Raw genomic sequence first — 26506 nt, 5'->3', positions numbered from 1 at the left:
CATGAACCGTACGAGTAGCGCACTTTTGCCGTACGAATTGCGTACGGGGAGCGTTCATGCTTGCATGTGGCGTGGTCGCGCGCGGCTCGGTCGGCGACTGCGGCCTTGCCGAGGTAGCCGCGTTCTGCAGCAATCCGTTCATGGAGGAACATGTGAGCTCGCCGCACCGTCCCGGGCCACTCCCGGCGCACGTGGGCCGGGGCCCGGCCGGACCCCTTACAGCAGCTCAGGGCAGCGGCTGGTCCGAGGAAGTTTTGACCGGAACCGTCGTGCCCAGCGTCCTGGACGGCGCGGTAGCGCAGGCGGCGCGGCCGGTGGTGGTGTTCGTCGCGGGGCAGCCCGGCAGCGGCAAGACACTGGTGGTTGACCTCGTCCATGCTGCGCTGGGGCGACGGGGTGGCGCGGTGCGGGTGGACCGCGACGCCTACAAGGCCGCTCACCCCTCCTACGCCGCGTACCTCGCCGAGGATGTGCGCACGGCCGGGGTGCGGGTGCGTCCGGAGACTTACCGGTGGCAGGCCGAGGTGGAGGCCCGGGTGCGGGAAGGCCGGTATGACGCGGTGGTGGAGGCGCCGTTGGCTCACCCTGAGGAGTTCTTGGCCGGGATGGCCGCGTACCGGCGGGCGGGCTACCGCGTCGAGTTCGTGGCCCTGGCCGTGCCCGAGGCGGTCAGCCAGCTCGGCATCCTGGACCGGTACCTGCGCCTGGCCCAGGAGGGCCGGGCCCGGTACGTCTCCTGGGACAACCACGACAACTGCGCGGCTTCCCTGGTCCCCACCCTCACCACGGTGGAGGCCGCGCGGCTGGCCGACCGCGTCGTGGTCGTGACCCGCTCCGCCGAGGCGGCGCTGCGGGCCGTGTACGACAACGAGCTCGGCCCCGCCGGATGGGTCCGCCCGGCGGGCGCGGCGGACGCGGTGCTCGCCGAGCGCCAGCGCCCGTGGGGCCCGGCGGAGACGGGCCAGTTCCGCCGTCAGCTCGCCGACACCGACCGCCGTCTCACCGATCCCCGGCTGCCGGAGGACTGGTCGCTGGCGGTGCGCCGCGACGCCGAGCGGGCCGCTGCCTGCGCCGAGCCCGTCCGGCGCACCGCCCAGCCCCGCAGGGACGCGCCCGGGGTTGATTACCACCGGCTCTCGGCGGAGGAACACCGCTGGATCTTCGACGCGCTGATCGTGCCGTTGCTCGGGCCGATCACGCCGCAGGAAAAGCCTGTGGCGGTGTACGTGCTGGGCCAGCCCGGTGCGGGCAAGACGCGGGCCGCCCAGATGGTCCGCCGGGCCCTGCGGGGCTGCCCGGCTCACATCACGGGCGACGACTTCAAGGCCTCCCACCCGGACTACCTGCAACTGCTGCGGGAGGAGCCGCGCACGGCGTCCGCGAGGATCCGCGCCGACTACCGGGCCTGGCAGGCGCAGGCCGAAGCGCACGTACGCCAGCAGCGCGCGGACGTGGTCATCGAGATCACCCCGGCCAGCGCCCCCGGATTCATCGCCAGCGCATCCTTGTACCGGCGGGCCGGTTACCGGGTGGAGCTCGTGGTCCTGGCCGTGCGCGCGGCCGACTCCCGCCAGGGCACGGCCGCCCGCTACGCCACGGTGAGCCAGCGGGGCGTGCCCGCGCGGTTCACCACGGCCGCCGGGCACGACGGCTGTTACTCCGCCTTGCCCGAGGTCGTGGCGGCCGCCGAGCAGCTGGCCGCCGTGGACGAGCTGGTGGTGATGCGCCGTGACGCCCACCCCTTGTACCGGAACACGCTGTCCGGTCAGGGGCGGTGGGCGCGGCGGCCTGCCGCCGCGCTGGCCCTGGCGGCGGAACAGACGCGCCCCTACACGCTGCAGGAGGCCGGGCAGTTCTGGTCCCTGCAGCGCTGGCTGCACCGGGCGATGCCGCAGTACCGCGACGACCTCATCGCGACCGCCGGGCTGGCCTGCCCGCTCATGCCCGCCCAGCAGCCGCGCCAACTCCCCACGCCGCCACCGGCGGCGGCGCTACCCCTGCCCGTCTGACCGGCCCGGGACCAGCTCGCCCCGGAGCGTCGCCCGCTGCGGCTACGCCTCGGGGGCTTCCAGGTCGCGGAGGAGCCCGTCGTAGAGGGCGGCGATCCGCGCGATCTCTTCGGGGCCGGCGTCCCGAAGCCGGACCTGGTCCTCCACACACTTTCGCTGCCGTACCTTCAGCTCCTCCAGGCGCTGCTGGTCGCCAGCACGTCGTGCGAGCAGCAGCTGCCGGTTGCAGGCGGACAGGAAGGCCCCCACGAGCTGCTGCGCCTCTTCCACCTCGACCCGGTCGCCGGCCGGGCCCGGGGCAGGCCCCGACGGCGGCTGCGGGTCGGGGGAGGACGGTGCGGGCGATGCGGCGTCGTGCATGAAGACCACCTCGGGTGCAAAAGTGTCAGCGAAAAGACCATTTTCGGGGTGGGCTGAACCTGGCCTGTGGCCGGCCACGGTACGCGGCATAGATTGGGCCGCAGGTGATCACTTCCGGGGGGACTTCCATGGCCGACCTTCGCACGCTGTTCAGCTCCAACGACCCTGTCGGCAGCAGCGAGGCGTTCACGAACCGCCAGGCCCAGTGGCAGCACATCGCCGTCGCCATCGAGGAGCACCTGCACCACCTCAACGACCCCGGCTTCGACGTCGAGGACCTCGAGGCGCCGCGCAACACCGTGATCGCGTTCCACGGGGTGGGCGGCGTCGGTAAGTCGACCCTGCTGCGCAAGGTCGAAGCCGCGCTCACCGCAGCCGACCAGCGCCCGACGCAATGGGGCGCGCCCGTCTGGGCGGCCGAGCGAATCCTGCCGGTGCGGATCGACCTGGCCCGCTCGGCCTCGACCGGTTCGGACTTCGAACGCGTCGTCCTCACGATCCGGCTCGCCCTGGCCGCCGCCGTCGGCCGCCCGCTGCCCAGCTTCGACCTGGCCCTGCGCCGGTACTGGGACGCCCAGCACCCCGGCGAGCCGCTGGAGGAGTACGTCCGGCGCGCCGGCCTGGTCGGGAAGTTCGGGCAGCTGCTGCCGCAGCAGATGCAGGCCGCGGTGAGCGAGGCCGTCGGCGCCCTGCAGCTGCCCGGCCTGGTGGGCTCGGCGGCCGGTCAGGTCACCACCGCGCTGGTGGCGGCGCTGCGCGAGCGCCGCCAGCGGGCCCGCGCCCTGGCCGGCTGCGCCCGCACCGCCGCCTTGCTGGAGGCGGACCCGGACCTGGAGGCGCTCTCCTTCTACCCGCACCTGCTGGCGTGGGAGATCAGCCGCCTGCCCGCCAAGCACGCGGTCGTGCCGGTGATCTTGCTGGACACCCTCGAGGACATCGACGACCGCCACCGCGACGCCGAGCGGCTGCTGCAGCGCCTGGTGTGGCTCATGCCGAACTGCTTCTTCGTCATCAGCGGCCGCAACCGCCTGCAGTGGGCCGACGACGCCCTCCAGGGCCAGCTCGACCACACCGGCCCCTCGGCCTGGCCCGGCCTTGCCCCCGACGCCGGACGCCCGGCGCGGTCCGCCGGGCAGGGCGGCGCCCGCCAGCACCTGATCGGCGACTTCTCCGACACCGACTGCGACACCTACCTCGCCCACCGCCTCACCCAGGACGGCCGGCCCCTGATCGGCCCGGACATCCGCGCGGTCATCACCGAGCGCTCGCACGGCCTGCCGCTCCACCTGGACCTGGCCGTCGCCCGCTTCCTGGAGATCCGCCGCACCGGCCGCACCCCCGCCCCCGCTGACTTCGACCACACCTTCCCCGCACTCATCGCCCGCACCCTGTCGGACCTCACCTCCGACGAGCGCCACGTCCTGCGCAGCGCCAGCCTGCTGGACGCCTTCGACCTGAGCCTGGCCACCGACGCGGCGGGCCTCGTGCAGCAGGCGGCGGCGCGGCGGCTCGTCGAGCGGCCGATGATCACCGAGGATCCGTACGCGCTGTGGCCGTACCACCTGCACGGCGCGATCCGTACCGCGCTGCGGGCCGACGACCACACCGACGACCGCTGGACCGCCGCCGACTGGCACCGGGCCGCCGAACGCGCCCTGGCCGCCCTCGGCCGGCAGTGGCAGGACACCGACGCTGTCCCGGGCCGGCGGCTCCTCGTCGCCTGTCTGCGCCAGGGCCTGCGCCTGGCGCACGAGCACCGTCTCGACGATCCGGGCTGGCTGACCGAGGCCGCCTTTGCCTACACCGATGACTCTGTTTGGGAGCCCCTCTCCCCACCCACACCCCCTGCCTCCGGCGGCGCCACCGGGGCGCGGCCGGGGCCGGATACGCCCGCCGACGCCCTGGCCGAGGTCCTGGACGCCATCGTCCGCCGCCAGCACGAGCACCGCCAACGCACCGCAGATCGCCTCACCGCCGTCCTGGACACCGGCCTGCTCTCCGGCGAGCTGACCGAGCTCGCCCTGTACTACCGGGCCAAGGCCTACAAAGACCTCCGCCGCACCGACGACGCCCTCGAGGGCATGCGCCAGGTCGCCGATGCCAATGGCCGGCTTGCTCCGCGCGGCCGCCGCGGCCTTGCCAACCTCGCCCGCATCCGCGGAGACTTCCCCACCGCTTTCGCCGCCGTCCCCACCCTGGGCTGGAAGGGCCGCCACCACCGCGTCCTGGCCCACATCCGATGGCCCCACGGCGACATCGCACAGGCCACCGCCGTCTTCGAAGCCGCCATAGCCGAAGCGGAACAACACGACGCCCCAGGCGAGAGGGGCATCGCCCAGACCCTCCTCGCCCTAGTGACCGGCTTCACCGACCCGCAGCGCGCCGACGACGAACTCGCCCTCGCCCACCAGCTCCTCGAGACGCTCGACCAACGCGCCACCGTCCTCTACGCCCACATCGCGGGCCTCCTGCGCGACGCCGGCACCGACCACGACATCCTCGACCGCGCCACCGTGCTGCGTTCCGAGATCACCGTCGCCGGCCTGGACTGGATGATCCCGCTGCTGGAGACCGCCCTCGCCTTCCACCACGCCGTACGCGGCGCGCACGACGACCTCGAGGCCACCGTCGAGCGCCTGCGCGCAGCGACCACGAGCGGCGACTTCGCCTACTACGTCGACATCGCCTGCGCCATGGGCGACCTCACCCCGCCCGCCGACAGCCGCGTGCAGTGGCTCGACGACGCGCACACCGTCCGGGAACGCTGGCGCACCCTGGTCACCGCCCGCCAAGACCACCTGCGCAGCACCGGCTCGTAGGGGCGAGCAACCGCCCCACCGGATGCTGCTCGGAGCGCCGCCGCCCGCCGGGGCCCGTGGCTGTTTCCTGGGCGGGAGCCAGCCGGGGGATGGCGTCTGTCAGGATGGGGGCATGGTGAATGAGACCCACGATCAGCGGCTGCGGGACTTGGAAGCGGAGGCTTTCCGCACCGGGCGGACGCTGGCCGAGCACGGTGAGCAGCTGACGACGATCGGTGAGCAGCAGCGTACGGCTTTCGGGAACATCGACTCCCTCGCCACTGCCGTCGGGGCCCCGGGGGACCGGTCCATCGCCCAGCGCCTGGACACGATCGAGCGGGTCCTGTTCGCCCTCGCCCGTGAACAGGGCATCGACCCCGACGCCGTCTGATCCACTCGCAGCGCGGAGAGTGGTTCGTTCCCGTTCCGGACACGCAGGCCGTCGCGCCGGGCTACCTTGGTGCAGCCGCTGAAGCGACGGCGGCGGTCCGGAGGTAGGGAGCATGGCGGCACGGCGACAGCGCGGTGAGGTCCTCGGCTTCGGGGTGCCGGCCGTGCTCTTCCTGGCCGGGGCCGCCTACCTCGGGATCGTCAACGGCCACCGCTTCATCGACAACGCCTTCTTCGCCTTCATGTACTGCCTGGCCAGCGTCAGCTTCGCGTCGGTCCCTCTGTACGCGTGGCGCCGCGGAGCCGGCCGGTACGCCGACCCGGGCTTCGTGCAGTCGGCGTGGTTCCCGTGGCTGTTCACCACCGCGCAGGGCGTGGCCTACAGCGTCCACCGCGGCGGCACGAACCTCCTCATGCTGATCTTCGGCTGGGGCATGTTCATCTACGCCGGCGTGATCGCTCTCTACTACCTCGGCCGCTCGCTCTGGCCCACCGACGATCAGACCGTGCCCACAACCGCCGCGACCACCGGACGCCCCGAGGTCGGCCCCTGAACCACGCCCCGCGGCCCGGCCTACCGGGCCCCGCCCCGTTCATCGGTCGGGACATCCGGGGAGCCACTGATGATCCGCATCGACCGCCTCGCGCTCGTCGCGCAGCGGCACGACGGCCGGCGCATCACCTGGGAGCCGCTCGCCGACGTACCGCTCGTCGGCTGACCATCAGTTGACTCACCGTCGGCCGGCGTACGTCAGGAGTGCTGCTGGCCGTGGCGCTCATCCCAGGCGGCGATGGCCATGCCACGGAGGTAGGAGGCCGCGAGGCTCCCGACGATGAACGCGCCGAGGGGCCACGTTTCGTCGCCGTCATCAGCCCACAGGACCGCGACCAGGATGCCGGCCATGGCGCCCGCGATCAGGCCGAACGGGACCATGGGGGCCCTGTACCACCACGGTGGTGTCGGCCGGTCAGCTGCCGGCTGGCCGTCGGACGGCGACTGTATGGGGCTCGTCATGGCGTCAGTCTGCCGGACCTGCCGTGACGGAGCCCAGCCCCGCAGCGAACCGCCGTATGGCAATCACCGTCTCCAGCGTCTGCTGCACCAGCATGTCCGGCACGTGCGCGTCCTCCCACGCCGCCCACCCCGCGGGCGCGTCGGCGGTGGCCCACAACTCCTCGACCTCGGCAGCCGGGACGGCCAGGGCCGCGCACAGTTCTGCGTGGGTCTGCAGCACGAGAGCGAGTGGATCCGCCGTCGCGTCGGAGGCGGCGCGCAGCGTGCCGGCCAGTGCGGCGAGACGGCTGGCCTGCTGCAGCCAGCTCGGCGCCCCGAGCTCTCCTGGGGGCGGATCAGATGGGTAGTCGTACGTCTCGGGATCGAGCAGGCCGGTGGCACGGATCGCGTCCCGGTCCGCAGCACTCGGGCGCCAGTGGCCGGAAGTCCAGTCGTCCCGTAGCTGGGTGAGGACGTGCTCGGCGGTGCTGAGCGCCGGGCGCCAGCCGCCCCGGTCGCCCGGCACGCTGGGGTCAGCCCGCAGCGCTCTGGCGACGTACCCGACCGCATCCGTCGCCAGGGCCCCGCCCGGGGCGCCCGGGCTGCCGCCCGCGCAGGCCAGGGCGATGCTGCCCGCCGCTTGCACGGCCTGCGCCGCCCGGTGGCTGGGCGGGATCTCGCCGTCGCGCCCCGGGGAGAGGGCCGGCAGCGGCGGGTCGAGGAGGCGGTCTCCGGCACGCTTGCACAGCGCTGTGACCGCTGTCAGCCGCACGTCGTCGACAGACGTGTCCGTGTTCTCGGCGGTCCGCCAGATGGCGATCGCCAGCGTCGTGAACTCCCACAGCCGCACGTGGCCCGGCGTTGCGACGGCCGGCTGGTGGACGTCCGTGTACCACGCGTACAGCGCCCGCGTCCGCTCCAGCGCCCGCGGCCACCGCCCCCCGATCTCCGTCATCCCGGCACCGTACCCGGCCCGCCTCAGGGCGACCACGTCAGTTGCTGCCGGGGCGGGCGGCGAGGCGGCCGCGGACCTGGCCCTCGTAGTAGACGTCGTACTCCCGCTGCTTCCCGGGGGCGCGGTAGGTGTAGGCGGGTTTGATGTGCATCTTTCGCAGGGCCGCACCCGAAAACCCCACCACCCCGCCCCCTTCCAGGCGCGATGTGGCCGGTTCGCCGCCCGCCCGCCGTACGGTCACCGCATGACACAGCCACTTGTCTACGGATCCGACCCTCCCCACGGCCCCGAGCCCGGCCACGAATACCGCGAACTCACCGGCGGCGGGCCGCTCGACGGCCAGATCATCGACGTCACCGGCTACACCGACGAACAACGCGGCTTCGGCGCCTACCTCATCGCCGACAACACCGCATACGACCCCGGCGGCCGCGCCGCCTACGCACCCCCCGACGCCGACCCCACAGCCCCCTGGGAATGGGAAGGCGACATCCCCTGACCCGACAAACGCCGCTGCCCCCGGCGCGAACCGGGGGCAGCGGCATTCCTTCCTGACGGATCCGTCAGGGCGAGGTCTTCTTCTGCTGCGCCTGCCGCACCCGCGCCAAGCAGGTTTTACACAGGGGGTTCCCGTCCACGCCGTACCGCTGGCAGGGAGCCTGGCACCGGGCGCAGCGGCCCACCTGATCGGAGCGGCAGTCGAGCACGTCGCGCGAACCAGCAGTCGGCATGGACATCAGCAGTTCCTCTCGCGCCCACGGGGGCCGTGAAGAGACCCCAGGCGAAATCGCTTAGATGTCCGAATTCTAGCGGGCCGGGCGTCCCGGACGGCGTAGCGACAGCTGCTGCGGGGCGGAGGCCGCCGGATGCTGGAAGCATGCCGCCTCCCGCCCCGCTGACCGTGCACCGCCTCGCCGGGACCGGCGGCCTGCGCGTCACCGCCCAGATCGGCGGGCGGGTGCAGAACCCCGGCATCGCCTACGGCGATCGCGACGTCGCCCAGCCGGTGCTCGACGACCCGGCATGGGGGCGTGGGAAGACCAGGGCCCTCACACATGGGGGCGAGTCATGAGCGGGGGCGGTTGTTGCGTCAGCTGAGCTGGGCGTCGAGCGCTTCGACGAGCTGCTCCATCGTCTGCCGGCCCCGGGCAGGAGTGCCCGGCCACGGAGTCCAGGTGTGTCCGGCCGGGCAGGTGACGGATTCCAGGTACGTGCGGGTGCCGCGTACGGTCAGGTCTCGGTCCGCATCGCACGTCGGGCAGCTCAGCGTCCAGGTCGTGCGGGTCGGCGGGGGCTCGGCGTCTTCGAAGTAGGTCGAGTCGGCGAGCGCAGCGGTGTAGAACGCTTCCAGAGGTGGGTCCGCGTCTTCGCCGGTCAGGCGTCCGACGTGTACCTCGTACCGCATGGCCCTGTGCCCTCCCGCCGGGTAGCCGCTGCCTTACACGGTACCGGCGCCGCCGGGGCGAGCTGTGCGGATTGGGCATCTCACTACCGGACGCTCGTCTACATCGGTCAGCGCATCGCGCTGGCGTCGATCCGTACCCGAGCGCGTGCCGGTCGGGTACGGATCGACGTGCCGGGTTCAGCGGTGGCGGTGGGCTCGCTCCCGGGCGTCGATGTGCAGGTCGATGATGGCGTCGGCCAGGGTCGGGTGGTCGGTGAGGTCGATGCTGCGGCGGTCGGCGGCAGGTCGGGTCAGCCCGAGCAGGCGGTAGGCGAGGTCGGCGGTCACCTCCTGGTGCTGCACGGAGCTGGCATCTGCGCGGGCGGCGTGCTGCTGTGCGGCGGCCACGCAGTCCCGCAGCGCGGCTGGCCAGGTCAGTGGCCCCCGCGGAGGCTCCTCCTCCTTGTGGTGGCGGCGCAGGACGTGGACGAGCTGGGCCTCACTGGAGTGGTCGACGCGGTGCTGCAGATCATCGAGATCGGCGAGCTGGGCGGCGATGCGGCGGATGCGCACCGCGTTTTCCAGCGCCCACAGCCGCTCGGCCTGCCGTCGCCGCGCCTCGCGGAGTGCGTCGACGTAGTCGTCCTGCGTCTGCGCGGCGGCCTCGAGGGCGCGATCGAGATTCTTCAGCAACCGCAGGTGCCGGCGTTCGGCGGTCTGCCGGTGCCGCACTTCCGTCCATTCCGCGATGCGCTCCCAGGTGGCAGTCTCGTCGCGAGCCAGATCGGTGAGCAGTGCCTCGTCGGCGTCGAGCTTTTCGCGCAGCATGCGGGTGACCAGGAGCGCGGCCAGGGCGTCCGAGACGGTGACGTCATCTTGGAGGTGGCCTTCGGCGTGGCGGCAGATGGTGTCGTAGCGGTGGGCGATCTCCTGGAGCCGCGGGGACTCGCCTTGTTCACGGACAGGCAGCCAGCTCGCGCCGTGGGCCGTTCCGGACAGCTGGGCCCATGCCTGGTCCCGACGCTTCTGCCGGACATCCTCATCATCTGGTGTCGTCTTCATGACGACTCCTCACGGCGATGCGAGGGCGCGGCGGGCGACGAAGGTTCGGCTGGCTGCTGCGGGCCCGGCGGAACGGCAGGGCGGTGAGGGGGCTTGCGGTGCTTGCGTCGCCAGGCTGAACGCAGGGCGCCGGCGCCGAGGGTGGTGAGCGTGACCAGTACCGCCGCTATGTACTGCGCGCCGATCTCGTGGATGAGTGCCATGGTGATGGGCGCACGTCATCGTGCGCCGTACTCCTCGAAACGTGGGATCCAGGACGCGCCGGAACGCGCGTCCCAGCGGCCGCAGCCGCCTCTCAGAGCAGTCTGCCGGGCAGAAACCCCACCCCTGTGCCATCGGCATATTCACCAGGCCACGCCACCTGTACATACCGGCTTATAGCCTCTCAAAATGCCCTCAAAATCAAAGGGAATGTCGCACTCCGGATGCGCGCGATCGCACCAGGTAGTGAATCGAGGGGGTTTCACTCGGCGCTCAACACCGCCCTGCGGCAGCGCTACGGAATGCCTCCGGGGCGCAGCCAGGCGGTGCCCCGGTCGCCGACCCTCAGCTGTACGGCAACACCTACGGGTCAGGCGCCCGAGGGGAGGCGGCGGGCAAGGGCTGCGGCGAGGTGCCCTGCCGCCTCGGCGCCGGAGCCACCGGTTTCGGCAAAGTGGCGGAGCAGCTGTACGGCTGCTCGCGCCTCGCGTTCGGTGAGGAGCGGCAGGCGTTCGCCGTCGGGGACGGAGACGTCGTCCATGAGATCCAGCATCCGGGCATCCAGGGCGTCCATGTTCAGGCAACGGCGCCCCGGGGCGCCGCGTCACGGCCTCCCGCGAACCACGGCCACGGGTACCGGCGAGGGCCGTGTTCCATGAACTGCGGTCCTCAGCAGGGCGGTTCGGGCAGACTGGCCCGGTGAATTCTTGGCTGCACCGCCGCTCTCTCCAGCTGTGGACCCGCCTGCACCGCGGCGTCGACAGCGACGACGCCTTCACGAAATGGAGTAGCTGGACCGTCGGCATAGTCCTGGTCTTCGGCGTCTGCACGGTGTTGGGGCACGTGGCCACCTGGGTCTGCGAGTTCGTAGGGGTGCCCCCGTACGCGACCTCGGTGGTCGGCCTCCTGGTACTCATGAACGTGTTCTGCGTCGCTCTGGTCGCGGTCACCGCGGGGCCGGGCCGCACACGGGGGCTGACGCTGCTGATGACCGTTGCCGCCGTAACCGGCTTCGTCCTGTTCATCGCGTGGCCCCGATAGCTACACCCGATCCAAAGGGGGAAAGACGCGTGAACTTCGAGTTCGTATGCGGCTGGTGCGGAGAGGACTGCGTCGTCTACGGCGAGCCCACCGGGTTCTGGCAGGAGCTGTACCGGGTGCCGGATGAGTGGGACTGCTGGTGGTGCGACGGTACGAACACGACTCCTGCGCCGCCCTGGACGCAAGCCGACTGACGAAGCACTGCCTCGCCCGTCACGTCACGCCGTACGCCGAGGACGGGGCGTAGGTCGAGCCGGGGCCCGGGACGGGCTGGTACCTGCACACATGCCGGCACTCCGGCCTCTCCCGCCTCGGCGAACAGGGCGTATCCCTGCTGATGCTGATGGCCAAGTCCCGGGACGAGCAGCCCGAAAACGTCCACCGGTGCCAAACCGACCCCGGAGGCGATCGTCGAGGTCACCGGCCTCCTCGCCCCAGCGGCGCCCGGCGCTGAGTCACGCGGCCGGGGGCCTGCTCACTATTGATGGCGTGCGGTGAGTTCGTTGAGGAGCACAGGCCAGGGGGTGCCCTCCCGGCGGCGGGTGAGGGCTTCGTTCTTCGCCGCGATGGGCAGTGCCATGAACTGGGCCCGCTCAGCGGCCTGTTCGCCCGACGGATCACGCGCGACGGCGCGATCGTAGAACCACACCCTCTCCGCGATCGCCGTCTCACCACGAGCGGCCCATTCCTCCGGGGTCTGCGGTCCCGCGGCCCGCCGATGGGAGCGCGCCCGCCCTCGCCGCCGGGCCGCGCCCGTGTCGGTGCGGGCGGCGTCGAATTCGGCGCGCACCAGGCGCCGCATCTCGGCGAGCGCCAACGCCGTCGGGAACAGTTCCCGGGTACGAGCATCGTGCACCTCGAGCGCTGCGGTGAGGTTGCCGATCGCTTCCAGGACGTCCATCGCGGCGGCTGGGGGCAGGGTGCTGGCCTCGATGACCGCGTCGACCAAACGGTCCGAGGCGTCCTTCGCGGCGGCGGTCGCCCGCTCGATCTGAACGGTGTGGTCGGCGGCGTTCACCTACTGCCCAACGATCCGCTCCGGTACCGGTCACCGCGCCGTCGCCAGTCGCCTCGCGCCGGGAGGTCGCCTCGGGCTCTCCTCTCCTCACGCGGTCCTGCCCAGCGGCGTCGACTGCGGGACCGTGGCCGCCGTCCCGGCCTCCCTCGCCGCACGGGCCCGGCGCAGGGCCGCTGAATGGGAGACGTCGGCTTGGCCGCGGCGCTCGATGCGGGATTGCTCGATCGGGGCCGGCTGTTTGCCGGCCGCCTGCTCCGGCTCGGGAAACGCCCGGAGGCTGAGCGCCCGCATCGAGGCGGTCTGCCGTTCCACCGCCTCCGCGATCGCGGGGGAGTCCGGGCGCAGATGCAGCTGTCCGGTCTCCGGGTGGAACGCGATGGCCGCGACGTGGTGGGGCAGTTGCGGGGCGACGGCCGCGGCGATGTCGGGCCAGCGGTCCAGGACGCTGCCGCCGGCGGTCGGGAGTTCCCAGGCCCGGTCGGTCATCAGCCCGGCCAGCACGGCGGCGAACCCGGAGGGCTCCCGCCCGTCTCGCTTCACGGTCGTGGCCCGGCGCCTACGCGGGGCGCGGGCCTCGCCGCCGTTGTTTCGCGCGGCCAACCGGGCCTGCTGGCTCCGGCCTCTCCGTCACGCTGAGCGACAATAACGGCCACGAGAAGCCCGCGTACTCCGTCGCCGTCAAGGACGCTGCCGCGGACGGTAGAAAGCGGCACTGACACCGCGTCCCCCCGTTCGGGGCACCGCAGCGCCGTCGCCCGCCGGACATCCACCCGGCCGGACGGCTTCCAACCCGAAGGTTGACGTCTTCAAAGACCGTCAGGCGTCGGGGACCCCCGGCGCGGCTCCTGGTGATTCGGGGGTGCGCGCGATCCGCCCCCTTGGTGGAGCACTCCGCGGGTCTCCCTCGGAGTCTTATCGGCAGGAGCCGCTCGCCGACAGTTCAGCGACGCAAGACGCTAACCACCCGGTCCCGGCCGAGGATGGGGGCGTCTTCGCAGCCGGCCGGGGTGACGAGGTACGGGCCGACCCACTTCCGGGAGAAGCCGCTGGGATCCTCCTGATCGGGGTTCCCACCGCCCGGCCGGCTTGTTCCACTCCGGACGGATCCGGGCGCCGAGCTCTTCGAGAATCCAGCGGCGGTTGGAGCCTCCCTCATACGGTATCCAGGCCCACAGTCGCTGCTCACCGATGTTGCGGCGTACCCATGGACGGGCCACGGTGACCACCCCCTGGTGCATCTTGGTCGTGGAGCAGCGTCTTCGCCAGAGGGCCCGGACCGCGGCGCTGTGCGGCGGCCCGGGCGCCGCTGCACGGCGCCGCGGCGGCGGTGTTGTCAGGCGGGGTATTCGTCGGGGAGCTTCATGCCGGGGTGGCCGTTGACGAGGTTGGGCTTGAGGTGCACGCGGCAGCCGGAGTCCCGGGCCTGGGCGACGAGACGGGCCACCCACTCGAAGGGCGGGCTGAAGGCCGGGACGAGGCCGCCTTCCTGCCGGGTCTCGGTCTGCGCGCCGATGACGACCCAGTCGAACATCGACAGGTCGGAGAACTCGAGGGGTTCCTTGAGGGGTTCGATCGAGAGCCATTTGACCTTGACGTCTTCGATCTTGCGGAAGGCGTCTTCGGCGATCCGGACGCGTTTTTGCTCGTCGATGCTGGTGCCGACCCAGGCTGTCTTGGGCAGTTCGACCTTGTTGTAGCGGGCGGGGAACTTCGTGAGCAGCAGGTAGTCCCACTGCGGGTTGTGATGCATGACATCGTGGACCTCGTAGATCCACGAGTCAGGGACCCACCGTCCGTACAGGTCTGCCATCGAGCAGACGAAAACCCTCTTCCACAAGGGGTCGTCGCGGTGCTGCTCGGGGATCTTCGTGTTGGCGGGCGCCTTGAGGCGTTCGTGGTGGAAGAGCGGAGTGAACCCGGCAGGGTTGACCTGCTTGAAGCGGAGGGTGATCTCGCGGGCGTAGCAGTAATTGCAGCCGTGCAGGCACCCGGTGACGGGGTTCCAGGACCACTGAGCCCAGGAGATGCCCTCCCCGTCGGTGTTGTTGAACGTCGGCTTACCCTCGGGGCGGGGGTAGGGGAACTCGGCGCCGTCATGGGTGCGCAGGGTGAGCATCACCTTGCTGGGCTTCTCGGACGGCGCTTTCTCCGGCATCGCCCGTCGCCGCTGCTGCGCTTCCCTGTCGGCTTGCTTGAGCGGCATTTCGCCGGATCGCACCCGCTCTGCCAGCTCTGGCGCGTATTCCTGGATGGCCTTGGCTCGCTGGACTGAGCGGGGGGAGGCTCCTACGGCCCGCGCTGCTTTCCCCCGCGTCCTCCGCGATTCCGGATCTTCCTCCGATTCGGGCCCCGGGGCCCGAATCGTCAAGCCTGTGACCTGCTCGTTTACCTTTTCTGCGGTCCTTCGGGCGGATTCACGCTGTTGTTCTTTGGACTGCTCTGCGAACGCATTTTCGTACTCCAGGGCCAGGAATGCCTTCTGCCCAGCGGTGAGCTGACGGCGCGCAACGTTCTTTGACACGATCAAGTCGAGGATCGCCGTTTCGGGGAAGTCCTTGGGGAGGACGTCGAAGTCGGCGTCGACGCCGGCGGCGTCGCAGGCGCGGTAGCGGTTGCGGCCGTCGATGAGGACGGTGCGGTCGTGGTTGAGGACGATCTTGTCCCGCAGTCCGTGGGTTTTGACATCCCTGACCAGGTCGTCGAATTCTTCGCCCTCGATGAGGGGGAAGACGTCGGCGAAGGGGTGGACCTGGAAGGGGCCGAGATTGCTCATGCGGACTTTTCCTCGTTGTCGTCATCGTCGTTGGGCCAGAAGGTCATCTGTTCGGGCTTCGCCGGCGGGGGCACCTCTTCGTAGGTGCTGATCATTTCGATGCGGTCGTCGAGGCTGGCGGCGACCCATTCGTCTTCGCGGCCGCGGATGCCCTTGAGCTCGGCTTTGGTGAGGAACAGGCGGAACATGTCGCCCCGGAATCGTCCGGCTTCGGTGCGGTGCCAGGAGACCGTGGCGTCGCGGCCGTGCTTCTTGAAGGCTCGGCGGACGACGTCTTCGGTCTTCGGGCGCCATTTTTCCGACGTCTCGATGAGGTAGGCCCACTGGTCCTTGTCGCGGATGATGGCGGCGAAGCACAGGTCGCGGTAGCGCGGCAGCGTGTTCTGGAGGAGGGCCATGCGGTCGAACAGCTCGATGCGGCCGCGGCGGGTGTCCTTGCTGCGCTTGAGGCCGCTGGCGTTGCAGCCCATGGTCGTCAGGCCGCGGAAGTAGCCGACGTTGAGGTCGGCGATCTCGCGGGAGAACGTCGGGCGCATCGCCCAGTCGGTGATCGAGTTGGGGTCGTTGATCAAGAACACGGCGTCCGAGGGGCGGAGCATGCTGATCGAGGCGTCGCTGCCGCTCTTGTTGAACACGTGGATGACCGCGCGTTCCGTGCGCCAGGTGGTTTCATCCATTCGGATGTACCTGTGGGCGGGGAGTTTTTCGTCGAGATTGGCCAGAAGTCGAAGGAACGTGTCGGGGTTGAGTTCGTGGAGGTAGACCTCGACCGGGATCGTGGATTGCGCGGCGTGGTAGGCCAGCAGGCCCGGTGAGCAGTTCCGGTGCCACTCACCCCCTTCAGGGACGTGGGCGTCGCCGGCCGTGAGGTCGAACCACACAAGGCGGCGAGGCGCTTTCCGCAGGTTGCGGCTGGCGCCGACTTCCTCACCGATCAACTGGTTGAGCATCTTGTGCTTCGCGCTGGTGCGCCACCCGCTCCGCCCGACGTCCATTCGCTTTGCCACTGGAAGTCCCTCCCCCGGGAATAGTCCGCACGGGACGGACCCGCACGGAGAGAAGGCGGAAAGTACTACGAGCCGCCACCGGGTGGAACGCAATGGCTAATTCCATGCGACCGTGCGGAACGCGCCGCGTGATCAACCAGGTTGACCCGTGAAATCACACGCAATACGAAAATAAGAAAATCAATTCGATTTTGTGAAGTGTCACGCTGCACTCCGCAGCACCTGCTCGACCGCGACGACCGAGCTCTGCTGCGCAGCACGCTCGGACCGTGTCGGGCTGGTGGCGCCGCTCGGCGCGGGTGTCCTGCACGCCGTCACGGCCTTCAGCGGCGGTCAGGGGCCGATCGGGGGCGCGTTCAGCTGGAGGCTGGCGCCTGCCCCTGTGCGGCGACGATCAGTCGGTGACGTACACGGTGACGTACAGGTCCCCAGACGCGCCGCCATGGTTCCCCGGTGCGCCAAGTTCCCCCTCGCCGAGGCGATCACCTCCATGGACAGCTACTCCGGACTCCAGCTCGACTAAGTGCGACCGGCGGAATGAATGACCGCGGCGGAACCCCCTGGCGGCCTGAGCCCTCAGCGCAGCGACCGGCACCGACCACCGGGGAACAACAGTGACGAGACGGCGATTCGACGCCTCGTCACCGTCCCACAGGCACAAATCCAAGTGCACTTCGTCACATCATTATCGGGAACTTACTTACTGGTAACCATCAAGAGCAAGGGGGTGAAAGGGAGTTGAAACGCACGGCGATCCTGCCCGCATATGCCACCCCGCCAGCCCCAACTGGGCCTGGCTGCACGGCTCGTGACAGGTCGATAGAGTGACACTGCCTCGTCCAAACCTCTCCGGAATGCACGTTCACAGACCTACCGGTCCTGGCCAGCAGGCTCGGGGGAGAGAGAGGAAGAGGTGGTGCTATGAGCATCAGTTGGAAGAAGCCGGGCAGCAGCGAGAAGTGGCCTCAGCCAGATAGATGGCAGGTATTTCTGGCGGCGGCGAGTTTGCTCGTCGCGATTGTCGCCCTGGTGAAGTAGATCGCTCGGCTCGCTGAGCGGTCACCCTCGAACGCGGTCGGACCGTGGTACCGCTGCACATGCAGCGAGCCCGGTCGGTAACTAGGCGACCGGGCTCGATAACTGCAGGAGGCTCGGTTCCCGGTTGCAGCCGGGGGCCGAGCCTTCTTGCATGCACACTGACCGTGCCGGTCAACCGCACATGCGGGAGAGGCTCCCCCTCCCAATATGGAGAAGAATACTAGCTTCAGGCCGGATAGTCAGGCCATCAGAGCCAGCAAATGACCTCTGACCTGCGGCGTTACACGTTTTTGTGTCTAAATATTTTACCCAGGCTGCCGACTGTGACCAGCCGCCTATCGGTGTTCCGCGTCGGCGCTTGCCGTTACAGCACTCCCCCCAGCGGCCAGGCCCGCTCGCCCAGTCGCCCCCGCAGCCGCCCTGGACTCCAGCCGACTGACGAAGCGCTGCGTCAGCCACCTCGCGCAGACCGTCAGCGGATGCCAGCGCACGGTCGACCCGCACCAGTCGCGGACCGAAGCCCGCCCCTCCAGGCCATCCGCCCGCTGTCTGAGCGCGGTCGACTACCGGCGCCGGCGACCGCCATTGCCGGTTCGGTAGCGGTTGAGAATGTCCAGCCTCGCCTGGTGGGATCCGGCGGGCAGCGCGCACTCGGCATCCGGCTTGGCGTGGCACACCGGGCAGGAGATCTTCATCAGCCGGTAGTAGGGGACCATGCTCGCGCTCCCCCGCTGAGTGCGCCGGTCCTCCGGTTCGCGGGCCTTCTTGGCCTTCATGGCGGCCTCGCGTTCCTTCACGATCGGCTCGATCCGCTCGTCATGACCGTGCTCACGCCGGACTGCCTTACCGCCGGGCTCGCCCGGGTCGGTGCAGTCCTGGCCCGCCTTCGCGTCGCAGACCGGGCAGTGGCGGCGGATCCAGAACCGGCGGGCGACCTTCTCGTGCAGGGGGACCTTCCGGCCCGTCGGGCGGCACTGGACCGGCTGCACTGCCGTCGGGGCGCACTCGCCGGGCAGGTGCCGCCACGCGTCGTACCGGTGCTGCTTGCGCTGCCCTTCCTTGAACGTCCCGTCGCAGCTGGCGCACTTCTTCGCCGCCTCCGCCCTCTCCCGGGGCTTGGCGCGGGCGGGGTCGTACGAGCCCCGGGACAGCTTCGGAGCCAGGGCCGGCCTGCTCTCCTGGGTGTCGTCGCGACGGACGATGGTGACGTCCGAGGCCGGTGGCCGGTCGTACGACGGGAGCTCCGGCGCGGCAACGTACGACTGCCCCTTCGGGCCCGGCCACTGACGATGCTTCGACATACCCGGCAGCGTAGCCACCAGCCCGCACTCGCGGCAGGGCACGAACTGCCCATGCCACCAACGTGGTTGATCAGAGCGCCGGATCACGCCACCTCCCCCGTCATCTGTCGAGGGCGAGGTGCCGAGGGCACGGCCGTCCCAGCTCGTTCGGCGCGGGCCCGGCGCAGCGCGGCGGCCTCGGTCACCGCGGCCTGACGGCGGCGCTGAAGGCGAACCTGCTCGATCGGGGCCGGCGCATCGTCCAGGACGACGTCGGGCTCGGGGAACGCGCGGCGGCTCAGCTCCCGCATCGCGGCGTTCTGCCGCTCCACTGCCTCTGCGATCGACGGGTCCACGCGGCTCGGAGGCACGACGGCCTGGTGCGCGGCGAGCGCGCGGCGGTAGCCGTCCGAGGCGGTCTCCCGGGTGCGCTGCGGCCCGGCGGGTGCGGTCGGGGGCTCCGGATCGACGTCGGCTGGCTCGGGCACCGGCACCGCGCCGGGCGCCAGGATCCGCAGGGACCGGACGACCGTCCGGCCCGCCGAGTCGTTGGCGGCCGCGATGATCTGGGTCTGCTCCAAGCGGGTCTTTGTCGCCCAGGCTGACGACTCCGGGCACACGGTGAGCTGGCCGGAGTCGGTGTCGTACGACACGGCAGCGACGTGCCCGGCGAGCTCGGGGGCGATGGCCGCCCACCGCTCGCGCAGCGTCGCGCCGGCGGCCGGGAGCTCCCACGCGCGCTCGGCGACTAGCGCGCCGATCGCTGCCCCGAGTCCCATCGGCTCGCGCCCATCGCGGCGCGCCGCACGGACCAGCCGCGGCTTCGCCTTCACCTTCTGCCCGCCGCCGTTGGCGCGGGCTGCTTCCCTCGCGGCCCGCAGCGCGACCCGGGCCAGGTCGACGCCGGACGTCTCGCTGCCGCTCACGCCTGCCCCCACGGGGTGTAGCCGAGGCCGAGGTGACCGAGCCCGGAGAAGCGCTGCGCCTGGTCGACCAGCTGATTGCTGAACAGGCGCCTGGCGGACGGCTCGCCGTAGCGGTCGATGTGGTCGAACACCACCTGGTGGTCCTTGAGCGCCCGCACACGCCAGTTGCGCACCTGTTCACGGGTCAGGTCTTCGAGGACCAGCTCCTGGTCGTCGTCGATGTCCGCGACCTCCGGGGTCGGGGCGGCGGCCGGGCGGGGCGCGGGCAGCACGACCGGGACCACCGGCTCGCCCACGACGACGTCGGCGGGCTGGGCGGCCGCGGCTTCGGCGCAGGCCTTGGCAGCGGCGGCCTGCTGCTTCCGGATCTGCTCCCACCGGCGCGCCTTGGCCCACGCTTCGGCGGTCACGTCCTGGTGCAGCTGCTGCTCGACGGCCGCGCGGCGCTCGCTCTCGGAGGCTCCGCGCATCGCGGCGTCGACGGCGGCCGCGACTGCGCGGCGTTGGACGCGACGGTCGAGCTGCCGGTCCTCGCAGCGCGGGCAGTCCCGGCCGGAGTCGAGCAGTGCGCCCTCGTCGCACCGGGGCTCCGCGCACAGCTGGCGCTGCGGCAGAGCAAGGCCGATCAGCCAGCCCACCGGGTCCTTGATCGGCCCGGCCAGCCGCATCTGGTCGGCCAGGCGCCGGGCGAGCCGGTCGGCGAGGACCTGCGGCGCGTCCGCGCGGCCGGCGAACCCGACCACCTTGCCCAGCTCGCGGCGGGCAGCGGCCTCCACCAGGCGGCGGGCAGCCGGACGCTCCAGCCGAGCCCACACCAGGTCGACCGGGGCCAGGACGACCCGCAGATCCTCCGGCGGCAGGGGCACCCTCCCCCGCTGCTGCCTGCTCTGACCTTCGCCGTCCAGGCCCCGCACCGGAGCACCGGCCACCGGCCCGCGGTCGCCGTTCTCGCCTTCGCCGACCGGGGACTTCTCCTGCTGTTCCCCGCGAAGCGGGCCGTCCTCGCGCACGCACGCGAGGTCCGGCAGATCACCGGACCCACCACGGCCTTCGCCGGAAAAGCCACCAGAGAGAGCGGGAGAAGAGACGGGAGTAAGCAGGTGAGGGTGGTCAGTGTGAAGGGCTGCCGCAACGTCGGGCTCTGCAACATCCGCCTCATCCGTCACCGGCACGCCGCTGACCTGGGATTCCGTCGCCAGGTCCGGCGCCTCAACGGGCCCTGCCGCAACGTCGGGGTCTGAAAACTCGGGCTCCGGGGCCTCCGTACGGTCTCCCTGGACGTCGTCGGCGACCGTACGGCCGTGCGCGGCGGCGACCGCCGGCACCATCAGCCGCGACCGGTTCGCCAGACCCGAGCCCGTCTTCAGCCGCACCCGCAGCACCAGCTCCCGGTCCTCCAGGCGTTCCAGCACTCGCTCCGCAGCCGACGCCGAGCAGCCCAGCAGCCGGGCCAGCGTCGCTGCCGCACGGCCGCGCTTGCTGTCCACCGTCCCGCCGCACTGCCGCACCCGCCCGGTCTCCCGCGCCTCCAGCACCAGCAGCAGAAGCGCCAGCCGGTCCGTCGCCGCGCCCCGACCGGTACGCGTACCGATCAGCCCGGCCGGGGTGACCCGCCCGTCCCGGTGCGTCCAGCCCGGCGCCATCACGGCCTCCAAAAGCCGCAGCAGCGTCGCGTACTCCTTCTTCGCCAGCGCCAGCGGGTTCCCGACCACGTCCTGTGCCGCCCACAGCGGCAGTACCCGGCACGCCAAGCCGTTGTCCTGGCCGTACTCGCCCTTCGCCGTGTCCACCGACACCACGCCCGAGCGTCGCAGCACCGGCAACACCTCGGAGGCCACGTACGACGTCGACAGCCCGAGCCACCGGCCCAGCTCCGAGGCGCGGATCTCCACCACGCCGGTCTCCGACGGCGTCCGCGCTGCCAGGACCAGCACCGCCAGGCGTACCGCATCCGACACGTCGTTCAGGCCGACGAGGTTCAGCAGCGCGTGCACCGCGCCGCGCAGACGGGCGCGCGCTTCCCGACCAAGGGACAGCGGATGGCCCGCCGCCCGCTCCGGAACCGGCCCCGCTGGGACGGACCGCAGCCGACGTTCCCTCCGCCCCAGCGCGTCACCGACAGAGCCGCCGGTGAGCTTTCCGCTGGGGCGGTCCAACGCGGCGGCTGCCGCCCGCGCCATCACAGGGACACCCCCAGGCCCGAACGACGCACGGGGAACCCGCCGCCACGCCGCTCGTTGCGCAGGACATGGCTTCCAAGAAGAACCCCGCCGTGCGCCGCGCCCGCGAGGCCGCGCGCCGCGCCGCCGCAGCCGAGCGAATCGGGCCCCGCCCCATCAAGGCGCCGCGCCCGAGGACTCTCTACAGCCTCAACCCGCCGGGCCTCTACTACAAGGAGTGGGACACGCCGACAGGCACGGATGAGGAGGTGATGAGCAAGGTGGCCGAGGCATTCGGGACCGACTCGGGGGAGGCAGCCACGATGCGCATCCTGCTGGAGTACCGCGGGATCTACGGCCCGCGCATCCCGTTCGCAGCCGCCGGCCACCTCGACGTGATCCTGCAGGACAGCGAGCTCGGAGCAGACCTCGCCGAATCGATCGGCTCCACGGCAGGCGACGTCCGTGAATCGCTTCACTCCCTGCACGCGCAGGGCATGCTCCTCGTCGCGGACGACGGATCCCTGTGGATGACCGTTCCCCCCGGCACCCCGTACTCCGCAGCAGGAGGCCAATGGACGTTCGTGGAACAGAAGGTGGCGGCACCGGCTACTTGACCGCCCAGCCCAGACGAACGAGAGCTGGAGAGGACCGCCCCGCTCCAGCGGACCGATCGGACCGGCCTGCGGCGGCACCGACCGCAGCCGACGGCACGACGCCCCGCCGAGGAACTCGGGGCGGAGGCGCGGGAACGCGGTGGTCGGCGCCGCCAGGGCGCTCATCGGCCTGGCGGGAGCGGCGGAAGTAGTACGACGGCCCGAGGTCGTCTGTGTCGTCATCGGGCCGGTGTACACGCGAAAGCGGACACCCCCCGGACCCCGCAGTTCGTCATCCATTTGCCGACCCTGCACCGGGCGACCTGTGGACAGAGCCCGGCCGGCCCGAACACCTGTCGGTGCTCCCACCGGGTGAGAAATGATCTCGTTTTCAGTCCCGGGAGGCGGGACGACGGCCCCGCGGACGCGGTCGGCACAGCGAGTCATGCAGGCGCCGGGGACGGAAGAAACCGGCCAGTCAGTCGTGTTTTCCGTCACATAGAGGACGTGAGTACCAGCCATCTGGACATGGCAGAGCTGACAAGGGGACACGAGGTCGTGCACTATGACGAGTACCTACCTAGCTAGATAGGTGGTCCGGCGCCCTGGTGGGCGGCGGCCACTTCGACGGATAGGTGGTGCGGCCGACGATCCAGAGGCGACCTCCCTTCGGGGTGTTTCTTGTGGTGACTCGGATGTCTCGGAAGCCCCTGGCAGGGCCGCCGAGACGGGTGCGGAACCCCCTGGCAGGGGTTCTGCGGTTTTGTGTATGGCCCTGATGAGGGGCCGATGGAAATTCAGCGGCGTGATACGCCGCGGCTCAGAACCGGCGGCAACCGGGATCTGAGCGGAAGGGCCGCGCGAGGCCGGAGGGTGGCTAGTCCTCCTGACGGCGCGCGCGGCCGATGACCTAGGTCATCCCGACCCCCTTGATTCCGAGGCTGGTGTCGGCATGCCCGAATCCGGGTCCGCGGCTTCCGGGAACCGCTCGGCGAGCTGCCTGAGCAGGTGCATGTAGACGGCCCGGTGGGGACGGCGCGGGTGGGTCTCGCCGAGCTCCCAGCGCGCTACCGCGAGCCGCTTCACGCCCACGGCATCCGCGACTTCCTGCTGCGTGAGTCCCGCAGCGCGACGTAGGCGCTGGCGTACGGGCGGAGGCGGCAGAACGCCGCCCACGAGGGCGTCGACTCGCCGCAGAGCGTCCGTATCGGCCATGACCCAACCCTCCCATGATCACCGTGACCCTGAAAGATACACCACGCGAGCGGTGTTGCAGACCACTTGGCGATACGCCGATAGGGTCACCATCATGCTGGCCCTCTTCGACCTCGACGGCACCCTCGTCGACCGCCACGCCGCATTCACCGACGCCGTGGCCACCCTGAGCCGCCGTCACCGCTTCCCCGCGGCGGCCGAGCAATGGCTGCTCGCCGAACTCGCCGACCGCGCCCACCCCGAGGACTTCGCCCGGTTCCGTGCCGCCTTCGCGCGCACCGAGCCTGCCGCACAGCTCTGGCAGGACTACGTCGACCTCATGGCGGCCGCCGTCACCACCCGCCCGGAGGTCCTCGAGGGCCTGGCCCGACTCCGCACCGCCGCATGGACGATCGGCATCATCACCAACGGGGCCAGCGACATCCAGCGCGCCAAGCTCGCCGCGACCGGCCTCGCCGACCTGGTCGACGGCGTCGCCGTCTCGGGCGACCTCGAGATCCGCAAACCGGACCCGCGGCTTTTCGAACTCGCCGTCACCCGCTGCGGCATGAACCTCGCGGATGGCGGCTGGATGATCGGCGACAATCCCGCCGGGGACATCGGCGGCGGCCACGAAGCAGGCCTGCGCACCATCTGGCTGCGCGGCCGCCCCTGGCCGGACGGCCTCCGCGCCGCGCACCACGCCGTCGACGACGTCACCGACGCCATCGACCTCCTGCTCACCACGACCTCGGAGTAGCGCCATGGACCAGCCGACCGTCGGCATCCTCCACCCCGGAAGCATGGGCGCCGCCGTCGCCGCCTGCGCCGCGACCAACGCCACCGAGGTCCTTTGGTGCGAGGCTGGACGGAGCCCCGCATCCGCTGAGCGCGCCGCCCAGGCCGGCCTGACGTCGGTGCCGACGCTGGTTGAGCTGCTGGACCGCAGCGACATCGTCGTCAGCCTCTGCCCGCCGGCCGCCGCCGAGGACCTCGCTCGCGACGTCGCCGAGCACGGCTTCGCCGGGGTGTTCGTGGAGGCGAACGCTATCGCCCCCGAGCGCACGCAGCGGATCGCCGTGCTGCTCGCCCCGGATGCGACCGTTGTCGACGGCGTCGTCGTCGGGTCCCCGCCGGTACGCGGCAAGTCGCCGACCCTGTACCTGTCCGGCCCGCCCGCCGCGACCGAGCGTGTCGAGGCGCTGTTCGCGGGCACCGCGGTCCGGACCGCGGTGCTGGGCGCGAAGGTCGGGAAGGCGTCCGCGCTGAAGCTGTCGTACGCGTCCTTCCAGAAGACCAGCCGAGTGCTGGTGGCGCTCGCCATCGGGATGGCCCGCGAGCACGACGTCGACCAGGAGCTCATCGAGGTCGCCTCCCGACGCACCGACTCGTACCTCTCCGAACCGCAGTACGTCGCCAAGACCGCCGCCCGCGCCTGGCGCTGGGGCCCCGAACTGGAAGAGGCCGCCGACACGCTCGAGGCCGCCGGCCTCCCGCCGGAGATGCTGCGCGCAGCCGCAGCCACGCTGGCACGCTGGCACGACGCCAAGGACAACGGTGAGCTCACGCTCACCGACGCCCTCGACCGCCTCACCCAGCCGTAACCCGCGCTCATGCCGACGCCGCTCCCGCCCGCCGCACCAGCCGGTCGATAAGCCGCGCCGCTTCCTGCGGCGCCGCCGCCGTCGTGTCCACCGTCAGGTCCCAGTCGAAGTCCGGGTGCGCGTCCAGGTCCTCGCGGGTCGCGTCCCACGCCGCCAGCCGCGCGCCAGTATCGGTATCACCGCGGGCGGCGGACCGCTGCGCGGTCACCTCGCGCGGGCACCACAGCAGCACGACCAACCAGCCCGCCGAGTAGCCGTCGACCAGGGCCCGGATGCCGTCGACCTGCCCGAGATGCACCACCGGCACCCCCACCGCGAACGCCGCATCCAGACCCGGCCGGTCGATCACGTAGGTGTTGCCGTACCGGACGTTCGCGTAGACGACGTCGCCCGCAGCCTCCAGCTCGTGCAACTGCTCCGACGCACCCATCCGGTAACCCGCGGACTTGCCCGTCCCGACCTTGAGCCGCTCAAACTGCGCGTACCGGGAGTTCACCTCGGCGAGCGCCGTGGTGACCGTGTCCTTGCCCGCCGCCGGAGGACCGTAGAGAACGACGCCCTGCCGGGTCATGCGAACACCGCACCCATCGCCTGCCGGGCCTGGTCCGCGAGCGAGACCGCGCCACCGAGCTGGTTGTCGACGACCAAGTGCGGAACCGCCGGCCGCAGGTCCAAGTCGATCGTGTCCATGTACTCGTCCCAGCGCTGGAGCTTCCAGGCATCTCGGGCGGCGGAGCGAAAGCCGATGTACTCCTTCATCGACTCCTCATCGCAGCGCACCCAGATCGGGTAGACATCGACGCCGAGGGAGTTGGCGCGGTTCGTCAGACGCTGCATCCAGGCCGCGCTAGTCATTTCGGCGATGAACGGCGCGCTCAGCACAGTGGAGATGCCACAGGTGATGTTGGCCATCGCGGACTGCATCAGGCAGTCGTACTCCACCGGCCGGACCTTCTCGCGGTAGAGGCTCGTGTGCCGATCGTTCGGGTCCCCGCCGAGCGCGACCAGGAGCCGCTCAACGAGCGGCCTCGTCAACGGGTCCTTGTCGAGCAGCGGCCAGCCGGTCAACTGCACAAGGAACCGGGCCAACTCCGTCTTCCCGCTGCCGGCGTAGCCGCCGACGAGGATCAGGACCGGGCGGTGCGGATCCCCGCCGGTGTGCCGCCGCTTCCACGCGTCAATGATCCGCTGCTGCAGCGCGACGTGGTCGGCGTCATCGCTGCCCGGCGCGATGCGGTGCACCGCACGCTCGACGGCCAGAACGTGCGCGCCGGTCACCTGGTCGTCCGACGGCGTCAGCTTGAAGGTGCTCTCCTCACCCGGCAAAGCGTTGCGGAAGCCGAGATCGGGCTCGGTCGCCCGGTACAGCAAGCAGTAGCTGCGACGGTAGTGCGGCCCCGGGTAGACCTCGCCCTGCTCGTGCTGCCACAACGTCTGAGCATTCGCAGCCGGGATGCCCTTCAACTTCGCCTGCTCCGCGACCTGACGAAGCCGTTCACCAGCCATCTCCAGCGTCAGACCATGCGCCTCACGCTGCTCCCGCAGTCGGTCCGGCACCCATCCCGCCCGGTGCTTCGCCACCCGAATCCCCTCCACCATCATGGCCGCGAGCCTAGGGCCCCCGCCCGAATTCTCATGTGTACGCAAATGTTGAAAATCAGTGAACGCTGATGCGCATGAGCCTCGACAAGGCTCTGTGATGTCGTGATCCGGCCTC

Annotated in this window: 27 protein-coding genes and 1 pseudogene; 12 read left to right on the top strand and 16 right to left on the bottom strand. The window is 71.0% G+C overall.

Annotated features, from left to right (window positions below):
* The first annotated feature begins 254 nt into the window (after positions 1-254).
* Positions 255-2009: a zeta toxin family protein gene (locus ABT345_RS32875; protein WP_345078627.1), complete on the top strand. Its 1755-nt coding sequence runs from the start codon at positions 255-257 to the stop codon at positions 2007-2009.
* Positions 2010-2051: 42 nt separating this feature from the next.
* On the opposite strand, the gene ABT345_RS32870 is transcribed toward ABT345_RS32875, so the two are convergent.
* The gene (locus tag ABT345_RS32870; RefSeq protein WP_345078630.1) at positions 2052-2369 is read right to left on the bottom strand and encodes a hypothetical protein; all 318 of its coding nucleotides are present in this window, start codon (positions 2367-2369) and stop codon (positions 2052-2054) included.
* A 128-nt stretch (positions 2370-2497) separates the two neighbouring features.
* On the opposite strand from ABT345_RS32870, the gene ABT345_RS32865 reads away from it, so the two are divergent.
* The 3 genes from ABT345_RS32865 to ABT345_RS32855 all read left to right on the top strand — a co-directional run bounded on the left by ABT345_RS32865 (position 2498) and on the right by ABT345_RS32855 (position 6111).
* The gene (locus ABT345_RS32865) at positions 2498-5188 is read left to right on the top strand and encodes an ATP/GTP-binding protein (RefSeq protein WP_345078633.1); all 2691 of its coding nucleotides are present in this window, start codon (positions 2498-2500) and stop codon (positions 5186-5188) included.
* Between the two features lie 112 nt (positions 5189-5300).
* Positions 5301-5558 (top strand): hypothetical protein, encoded by a 258-nt coding sequence (locus tag ABT345_RS32860; protein WP_345078636.1) that lies wholly within the window; start codon positions 5301-5303, stop codon positions 5556-5558.
* A gap of 112 nt (positions 5559-5670) precedes the next feature.
* Positions 5671-6111 (top strand): hypothetical protein, encoded by a 441-nt coding sequence (locus tag ABT345_RS32855; protein WP_345078639.1) that lies wholly within the window; start codon positions 5671-5673, stop codon positions 6109-6111.
* A 197-nt stretch (positions 6112-6308) separates the two neighbouring features.
* On the opposite strand, the gene ABT345_RS32850 is transcribed toward ABT345_RS32855, so the two are convergent.
* Both ABT345_RS32850 and ABT345_RS32845 read right to left on the bottom strand, forming a co-directional pair.
* Positions 6309-6572: a hypothetical protein gene (locus ABT345_RS32850; RefSeq protein WP_345078642.1), complete on the bottom strand. Its 264-nt coding sequence runs from the start codon at positions 6570-6572 to the stop codon at positions 6309-6311.
* 4 nt (positions 6573-6576) lie between these two features.
* On the bottom strand, positions 6577-7506 hold the full coding sequence (locus ABT345_RS32845; protein WP_345078645.1) for a hypothetical protein: 930 nt from the start codon (positions 7504-7506) through the stop codon (positions 6577-6579).
* Positions 7507-7750: 244 nt separating this feature from the next.
* Between ABT345_RS32845 and ABT345_RS32840 the strand changes: the two genes are divergently transcribed.
* Together ABT345_RS32840 and ABT345_RS32835 are read left to right on the top strand one after the other, a co-directional pair.
* Positions 7751-8005: a hypothetical protein gene (locus ABT345_RS32840; RefSeq protein ID WP_345078647.1), complete on the top strand. Its 255-nt coding sequence runs from the start codon at positions 7751-7753 to the stop codon at positions 8003-8005.
* Positions 8006-8383: 378 nt separating this feature from the next.
* Complete coding sequence (locus ABT345_RS32835; RefSeq protein ID WP_345078652.1) at positions 8384-8578, top strand: hypothetical protein; 195 nt, start codon at positions 8384-8386, stop codon at positions 8576-8578.
* A gap of 18 nt (positions 8579-8596) precedes the next feature.
* Here ABT345_RS32835 and ABT345_RS32830 read toward each other — a convergent pair whose 3' ends face one another.
* The 3 genes from ABT345_RS32830 to ABT345_RS32820 form a co-directional block, all read right to left on the bottom strand.
* Positions 8597-8911 (bottom strand): hypothetical protein, encoded by a 315-nt coding sequence (locus ABT345_RS32830; RefSeq protein ID WP_345078655.1) that lies wholly within the window; start codon positions 8909-8911, stop codon positions 8597-8599.
* Between the two features lie 177 nt (positions 8912-9088).
* Positions 9089-9952, bottom strand: coding sequence for a hypothetical protein (locus tag ABT345_RS32825; RefSeq protein WP_345078658.1), 864 nt, complete (start codon positions 9950-9952; stop codon positions 9089-9091).
* Positions 9953-10523: 571 nt separating this feature from the next.
* Entirely contained in the window at positions 10524-10706 is a 183-nt protein-coding gene (locus tag ABT345_RS32820; RefSeq protein ID WP_351324180.1) for a hypothetical protein, read from the bottom strand.
* A gap of 146 nt (positions 10707-10852) precedes the next feature.
* On the opposite strand from ABT345_RS32820, the gene ABT345_RS32815 reads away from it, so the two are divergent.
* The 3 genes and pseudogenes from ABT345_RS32815 to ABT345_RS32805 form a co-directional block, all read left to right on the top strand.
* Positions 10853-11194, top strand: a complete 342-nt coding sequence (locus tag ABT345_RS32815) for a hypothetical protein (RefSeq protein ID WP_345078664.1) — start codon at positions 10853-10855, stop codon at positions 11192-11194.
* A 29-nt stretch (positions 11195-11223) separates the two neighbouring features.
* On the top strand, positions 11224-11388 hold the full coding sequence (locus tag ABT345_RS32810; protein ID WP_345078667.1) for a hypothetical protein: 165 nt from the start codon (positions 11224-11226) through the stop codon (positions 11386-11388).
* 62 nt (positions 11389-11450) lie between these two features.
* A pseudogene (locus ABT345_RS32805) lies at positions 11451-11679 on the top strand (hypothetical protein); the annotation flags it as partial.
* Here the strand turns inward: ABT345_RS32805 and ABT345_RS32800 are convergent.
* From ABT345_RS32800 to ABT345_RS32770, 7 genes are all read right to left on the bottom strand, one after another.
* Positions 11673-12212, bottom strand: a complete 540-nt coding sequence (locus ABT345_RS32800; RefSeq protein ID WP_345078670.1) for a hypothetical protein — start codon at positions 12210-12212, stop codon at positions 11673-11675. The pseudogene ABT345_RS32805 and the gene ABT345_RS32800 sit on opposite strands and share 7 nt — an antisense overlap.
* An 87-nt stretch (positions 12213-12299) precedes the next feature.
* Entirely contained in the window at positions 12300-12752 is a 453-nt protein-coding gene (locus tag ABT345_RS32795) for a DciA family protein (protein WP_345078673.1), read from the bottom strand.
* Positions 12753-13545: 793 nt separating this feature from the next.
* Positions 13546-14985 (bottom strand): DUF5131 family protein, encoded by a 1440-nt coding sequence (locus ABT345_RS32790; RefSeq protein WP_345078676.1) that lies wholly within the window; start codon positions 14983-14985, stop codon positions 13546-13548.
* A complete protein-coding gene (locus tag ABT345_RS32785; RefSeq protein WP_345078679.1) occupies positions 14982-15935 on the bottom strand; it encodes a hypothetical protein in 954 nt (317 codons plus the stop codon). Before ABT345_RS32785 ends, ABT345_RS32790 begins: the two co-directional genes overlap by 4 nt.
* 1658 nt (positions 15936-17593) lie before the next feature.
* Positions 17594-18331 carry a hypothetical protein gene (locus tag ABT345_RS32780; RefSeq protein WP_345078682.1) on the bottom strand — a complete coding sequence of 246 codons (738 nt, stop codon included), beginning with the start codon at positions 18329-18331 and terminating at the stop codon, positions 17594-17596.
* A gap of 83 nt (positions 18332-18414) precedes the next feature.
* A complete protein-coding gene (locus tag ABT345_RS32775; RefSeq protein ID WP_345078686.1) occupies positions 18415-19236 on the bottom strand; it encodes a DciA family protein in 822 nt (273 codons plus the stop codon).
* Positions 19233-21416 (bottom strand): hypothetical protein, encoded by a 2184-nt coding sequence (locus ABT345_RS32770; protein WP_345078689.1) that lies wholly within the window; start codon positions 21414-21416, stop codon positions 19233-19235. Before ABT345_RS32770 ends, ABT345_RS32775 begins: the two co-directional genes overlap by 4 nt.
* A gap of 68 nt (positions 21417-21484) precedes the next feature.
* Between ABT345_RS32770 and ABT345_RS32765 the strand changes: the two genes are divergently transcribed.
* Complete coding sequence (locus tag ABT345_RS32765) at positions 21485-22012, top strand: hypothetical protein (RefSeq protein ID WP_345078691.1); 528 nt, start codon at positions 21485-21487, stop codon at positions 22010-22012.
* Positions 22013-22906: 894 nt separating this feature from the next.
* Here ABT345_RS32765 and ABT345_RS32760 read toward each other — a convergent pair.
* Entirely contained in the window at positions 22907-23206 is a 300-nt protein-coding gene (locus ABT345_RS32760; RefSeq protein WP_345078694.1) for a helix-turn-helix domain-containing protein, read from the bottom strand.
* Between the two features lie 91 nt (positions 23207-23297).
* Between ABT345_RS32760 and ABT345_RS32755 the strand changes: the two genes are divergently transcribed.
* Together ABT345_RS32755 and ABT345_RS32750 are read left to right on the top strand one after the other, a co-directional pair.
* Entirely contained in the window at positions 23298-23945 is a 648-nt protein-coding gene (locus tag ABT345_RS32755; RefSeq protein ID WP_345078852.1) for an HAD family hydrolase, read from the top strand.
* A gap of 4 nt (positions 23946-23949) precedes the next feature.
* A complete protein-coding gene (locus ABT345_RS32750; RefSeq protein ID WP_345078697.1) occupies positions 23950-24789 on the top strand; it encodes an NAD(P)-dependent oxidoreductase in 840 nt (279 codons plus the stop codon).
* Positions 24790-24796: 7 nt separating this feature from the next.
* On the opposite strand, the gene ABT345_RS32745 is transcribed toward ABT345_RS32750, so the two are convergent.
* Entirely contained in the window at positions 24797-25360 is a 564-nt protein-coding gene (locus ABT345_RS32745; protein WP_345078701.1) for a phosphotransferase-like protein, read from the bottom strand.
* Positions 25357-26391 carry an AAA family ATPase gene (locus ABT345_RS32740; protein ID WP_345078704.1) on the bottom strand — a complete coding sequence of 345 codons (1035 nt, stop codon included), beginning with the start codon at positions 26389-26391 and terminating at the stop codon, positions 25357-25359. The genes ABT345_RS32745 and ABT345_RS32740 overlap by 4 nt, the downstream gene beginning before the upstream one ends.
* Positions 26392-26506 lie beyond the last annotated feature (115 nt).

It is taken from the genome of Streptomyces sp. NPDC000404 (genome assembly GCF_040300365.1).
GTDB lineage: Bacteria > Actinomycetota > Actinomycetes > Streptomycetales > Streptomycetaceae > Streptomyces > Streptomyces ramulosus.
The sequence above is the reverse complement of the archived record's forward strand: the minus strand, read 5'-3'. Positions and strand labels throughout refer to the sequence as shown.

What these genes read in the sequence shown, in the direction of transcription:
- ABT345_RS32780 (WP_345078682.1), bottom strand. Translation starts at nt 18,331, where the DNA reads ATGTCGAAGCATCGTCAGTGGCCGGGCCCGAAGGGGCAGTCGTACGTT.
- ABT345_RS32855 (WP_345078639.1), top strand. Translation starts at nt 5,671, where the DNA reads ATGGCGGCACGGCGACAGCGCGGTGAGGTCCTCGGCTTCGGGGTGCCG.
- ABT345_RS32840 (WP_345078647.1), top strand. Translation starts at nt 7,751, where the DNA reads ATGACACAGCCACTTGTCTACGGATCCGACCCTCCCCACGGCCCCGAG.
- ABT345_RS32850 (WP_345078642.1), bottom strand. Translation starts at nt 6,572, where the DNA reads ATGACGAGCCCCATACAGTCGCCGTCCGACGGCCAGCCGGCAGCTGAC.
- ABT345_RS32785 (WP_345078679.1), bottom strand. Translation starts at nt 15,935, where the DNA reads ATGCTCAACCAGTTGATCGGTGAGGAAGTCGGCGCCAGCCGCAACCTG.
- ABT345_RS32750 (WP_345078697.1), top strand. Translation starts at nt 23,950, where the DNA reads ATGGACCAGCCGACCGTCGGCATCCTCCACCCCGGAAGCATGGGCGCC.
- ABT345_RS32745 (WP_345078701.1), bottom strand. Translation starts at nt 25,360, where the DNA reads ATGACCCGGCAGGGCGTCGTTCTCTACGGTCCTCCGGCGGCGGGCAAG.
- ABT345_RS32870 (WP_345078630.1), bottom strand. Translation starts at nt 2,369, where the DNA reads ATGCACGACGCCGCATCGCCCGCACCGTCCTCCCCCGACCCGCAGCCG.
- ABT345_RS32760 (WP_345078694.1), bottom strand. Translation starts at nt 23,206, where the DNA reads ATGGCCGATACGGACGCTCTGCGGCGAGTCGACGCCCTCGTGGGCGGC.
- ABT345_RS32865 (WP_345078633.1), top strand. Translation starts at nt 2,498, where the DNA reads ATGGCCGACCTTCGCACGCTGTTCAGCTCCAACGACCCTGTCGGCAGC.
- ABT345_RS32820 (WP_351324180.1), bottom strand. Translation starts at nt 10,706, where the DNA reads ATGCTGGATCTCATGGACGACGTCTCCGTCCCCGACGGCGAACGCCTG.
- ABT345_RS32860 (WP_345078636.1), top strand. Translation starts at nt 5,301, where the DNA reads ATGGTGAATGAGACCCACGATCAGCGGCTGCGGGACTTGGAAGCGGAG.
- ABT345_RS32765 (WP_345078691.1), top strand. Translation starts at nt 21,485, where the DNA reads ATGGCTTCCAAGAAGAACCCCGCCGTGCGCCGCGCCCGCGAGGCCGCG.
- ABT345_RS32770 (WP_345078689.1), bottom strand. Translation starts at nt 21,416, where the DNA reads ATGGCGCGGGCGGCAGCCGCCGCGTTGGACCGCCCCAGCGGAAAGCTC.
- ABT345_RS32825 (WP_345078658.1), bottom strand. Translation starts at nt 9,952, where the DNA reads ATGAAGACGACACCAGATGATGAGGATGTCCGGCAGAAGCGTCGGGAC.
- ABT345_RS32830 (WP_345078655.1), bottom strand. Translation starts at nt 8,911, where the DNA reads ATGCGGTACGAGGTACACGTCGGACGCCTGACCGGCGAAGACGCGGAC.
- ABT345_RS32845 (WP_345078645.1), bottom strand. Translation starts at nt 7,506, where the DNA reads ATGACGGAGATCGGGGGGCGGTGGCCGCGGGCGCTGGAGCGGACGCGG.
- ABT345_RS32790 (WP_345078676.1), bottom strand. Translation starts at nt 14,985, where the DNA reads ATGAGCAATCTCGGCCCCTTCCAGGTCCACCCCTTCGCCGACGTCTTC.
- ABT345_RS32740 (WP_345078704.1), bottom strand. Translation starts at nt 26,391, where the DNA reads ATGATGGTGGAGGGGATTCGGGTGGCGAAGCACCGGGCGGGATGGGTG.
- ABT345_RS32835 (WP_345078652.1), top strand. Translation starts at nt 8,384, where the DNA reads ATGCCGCCTCCCGCCCCGCTGACCGTGCACCGCCTCGCCGGGACCGGC.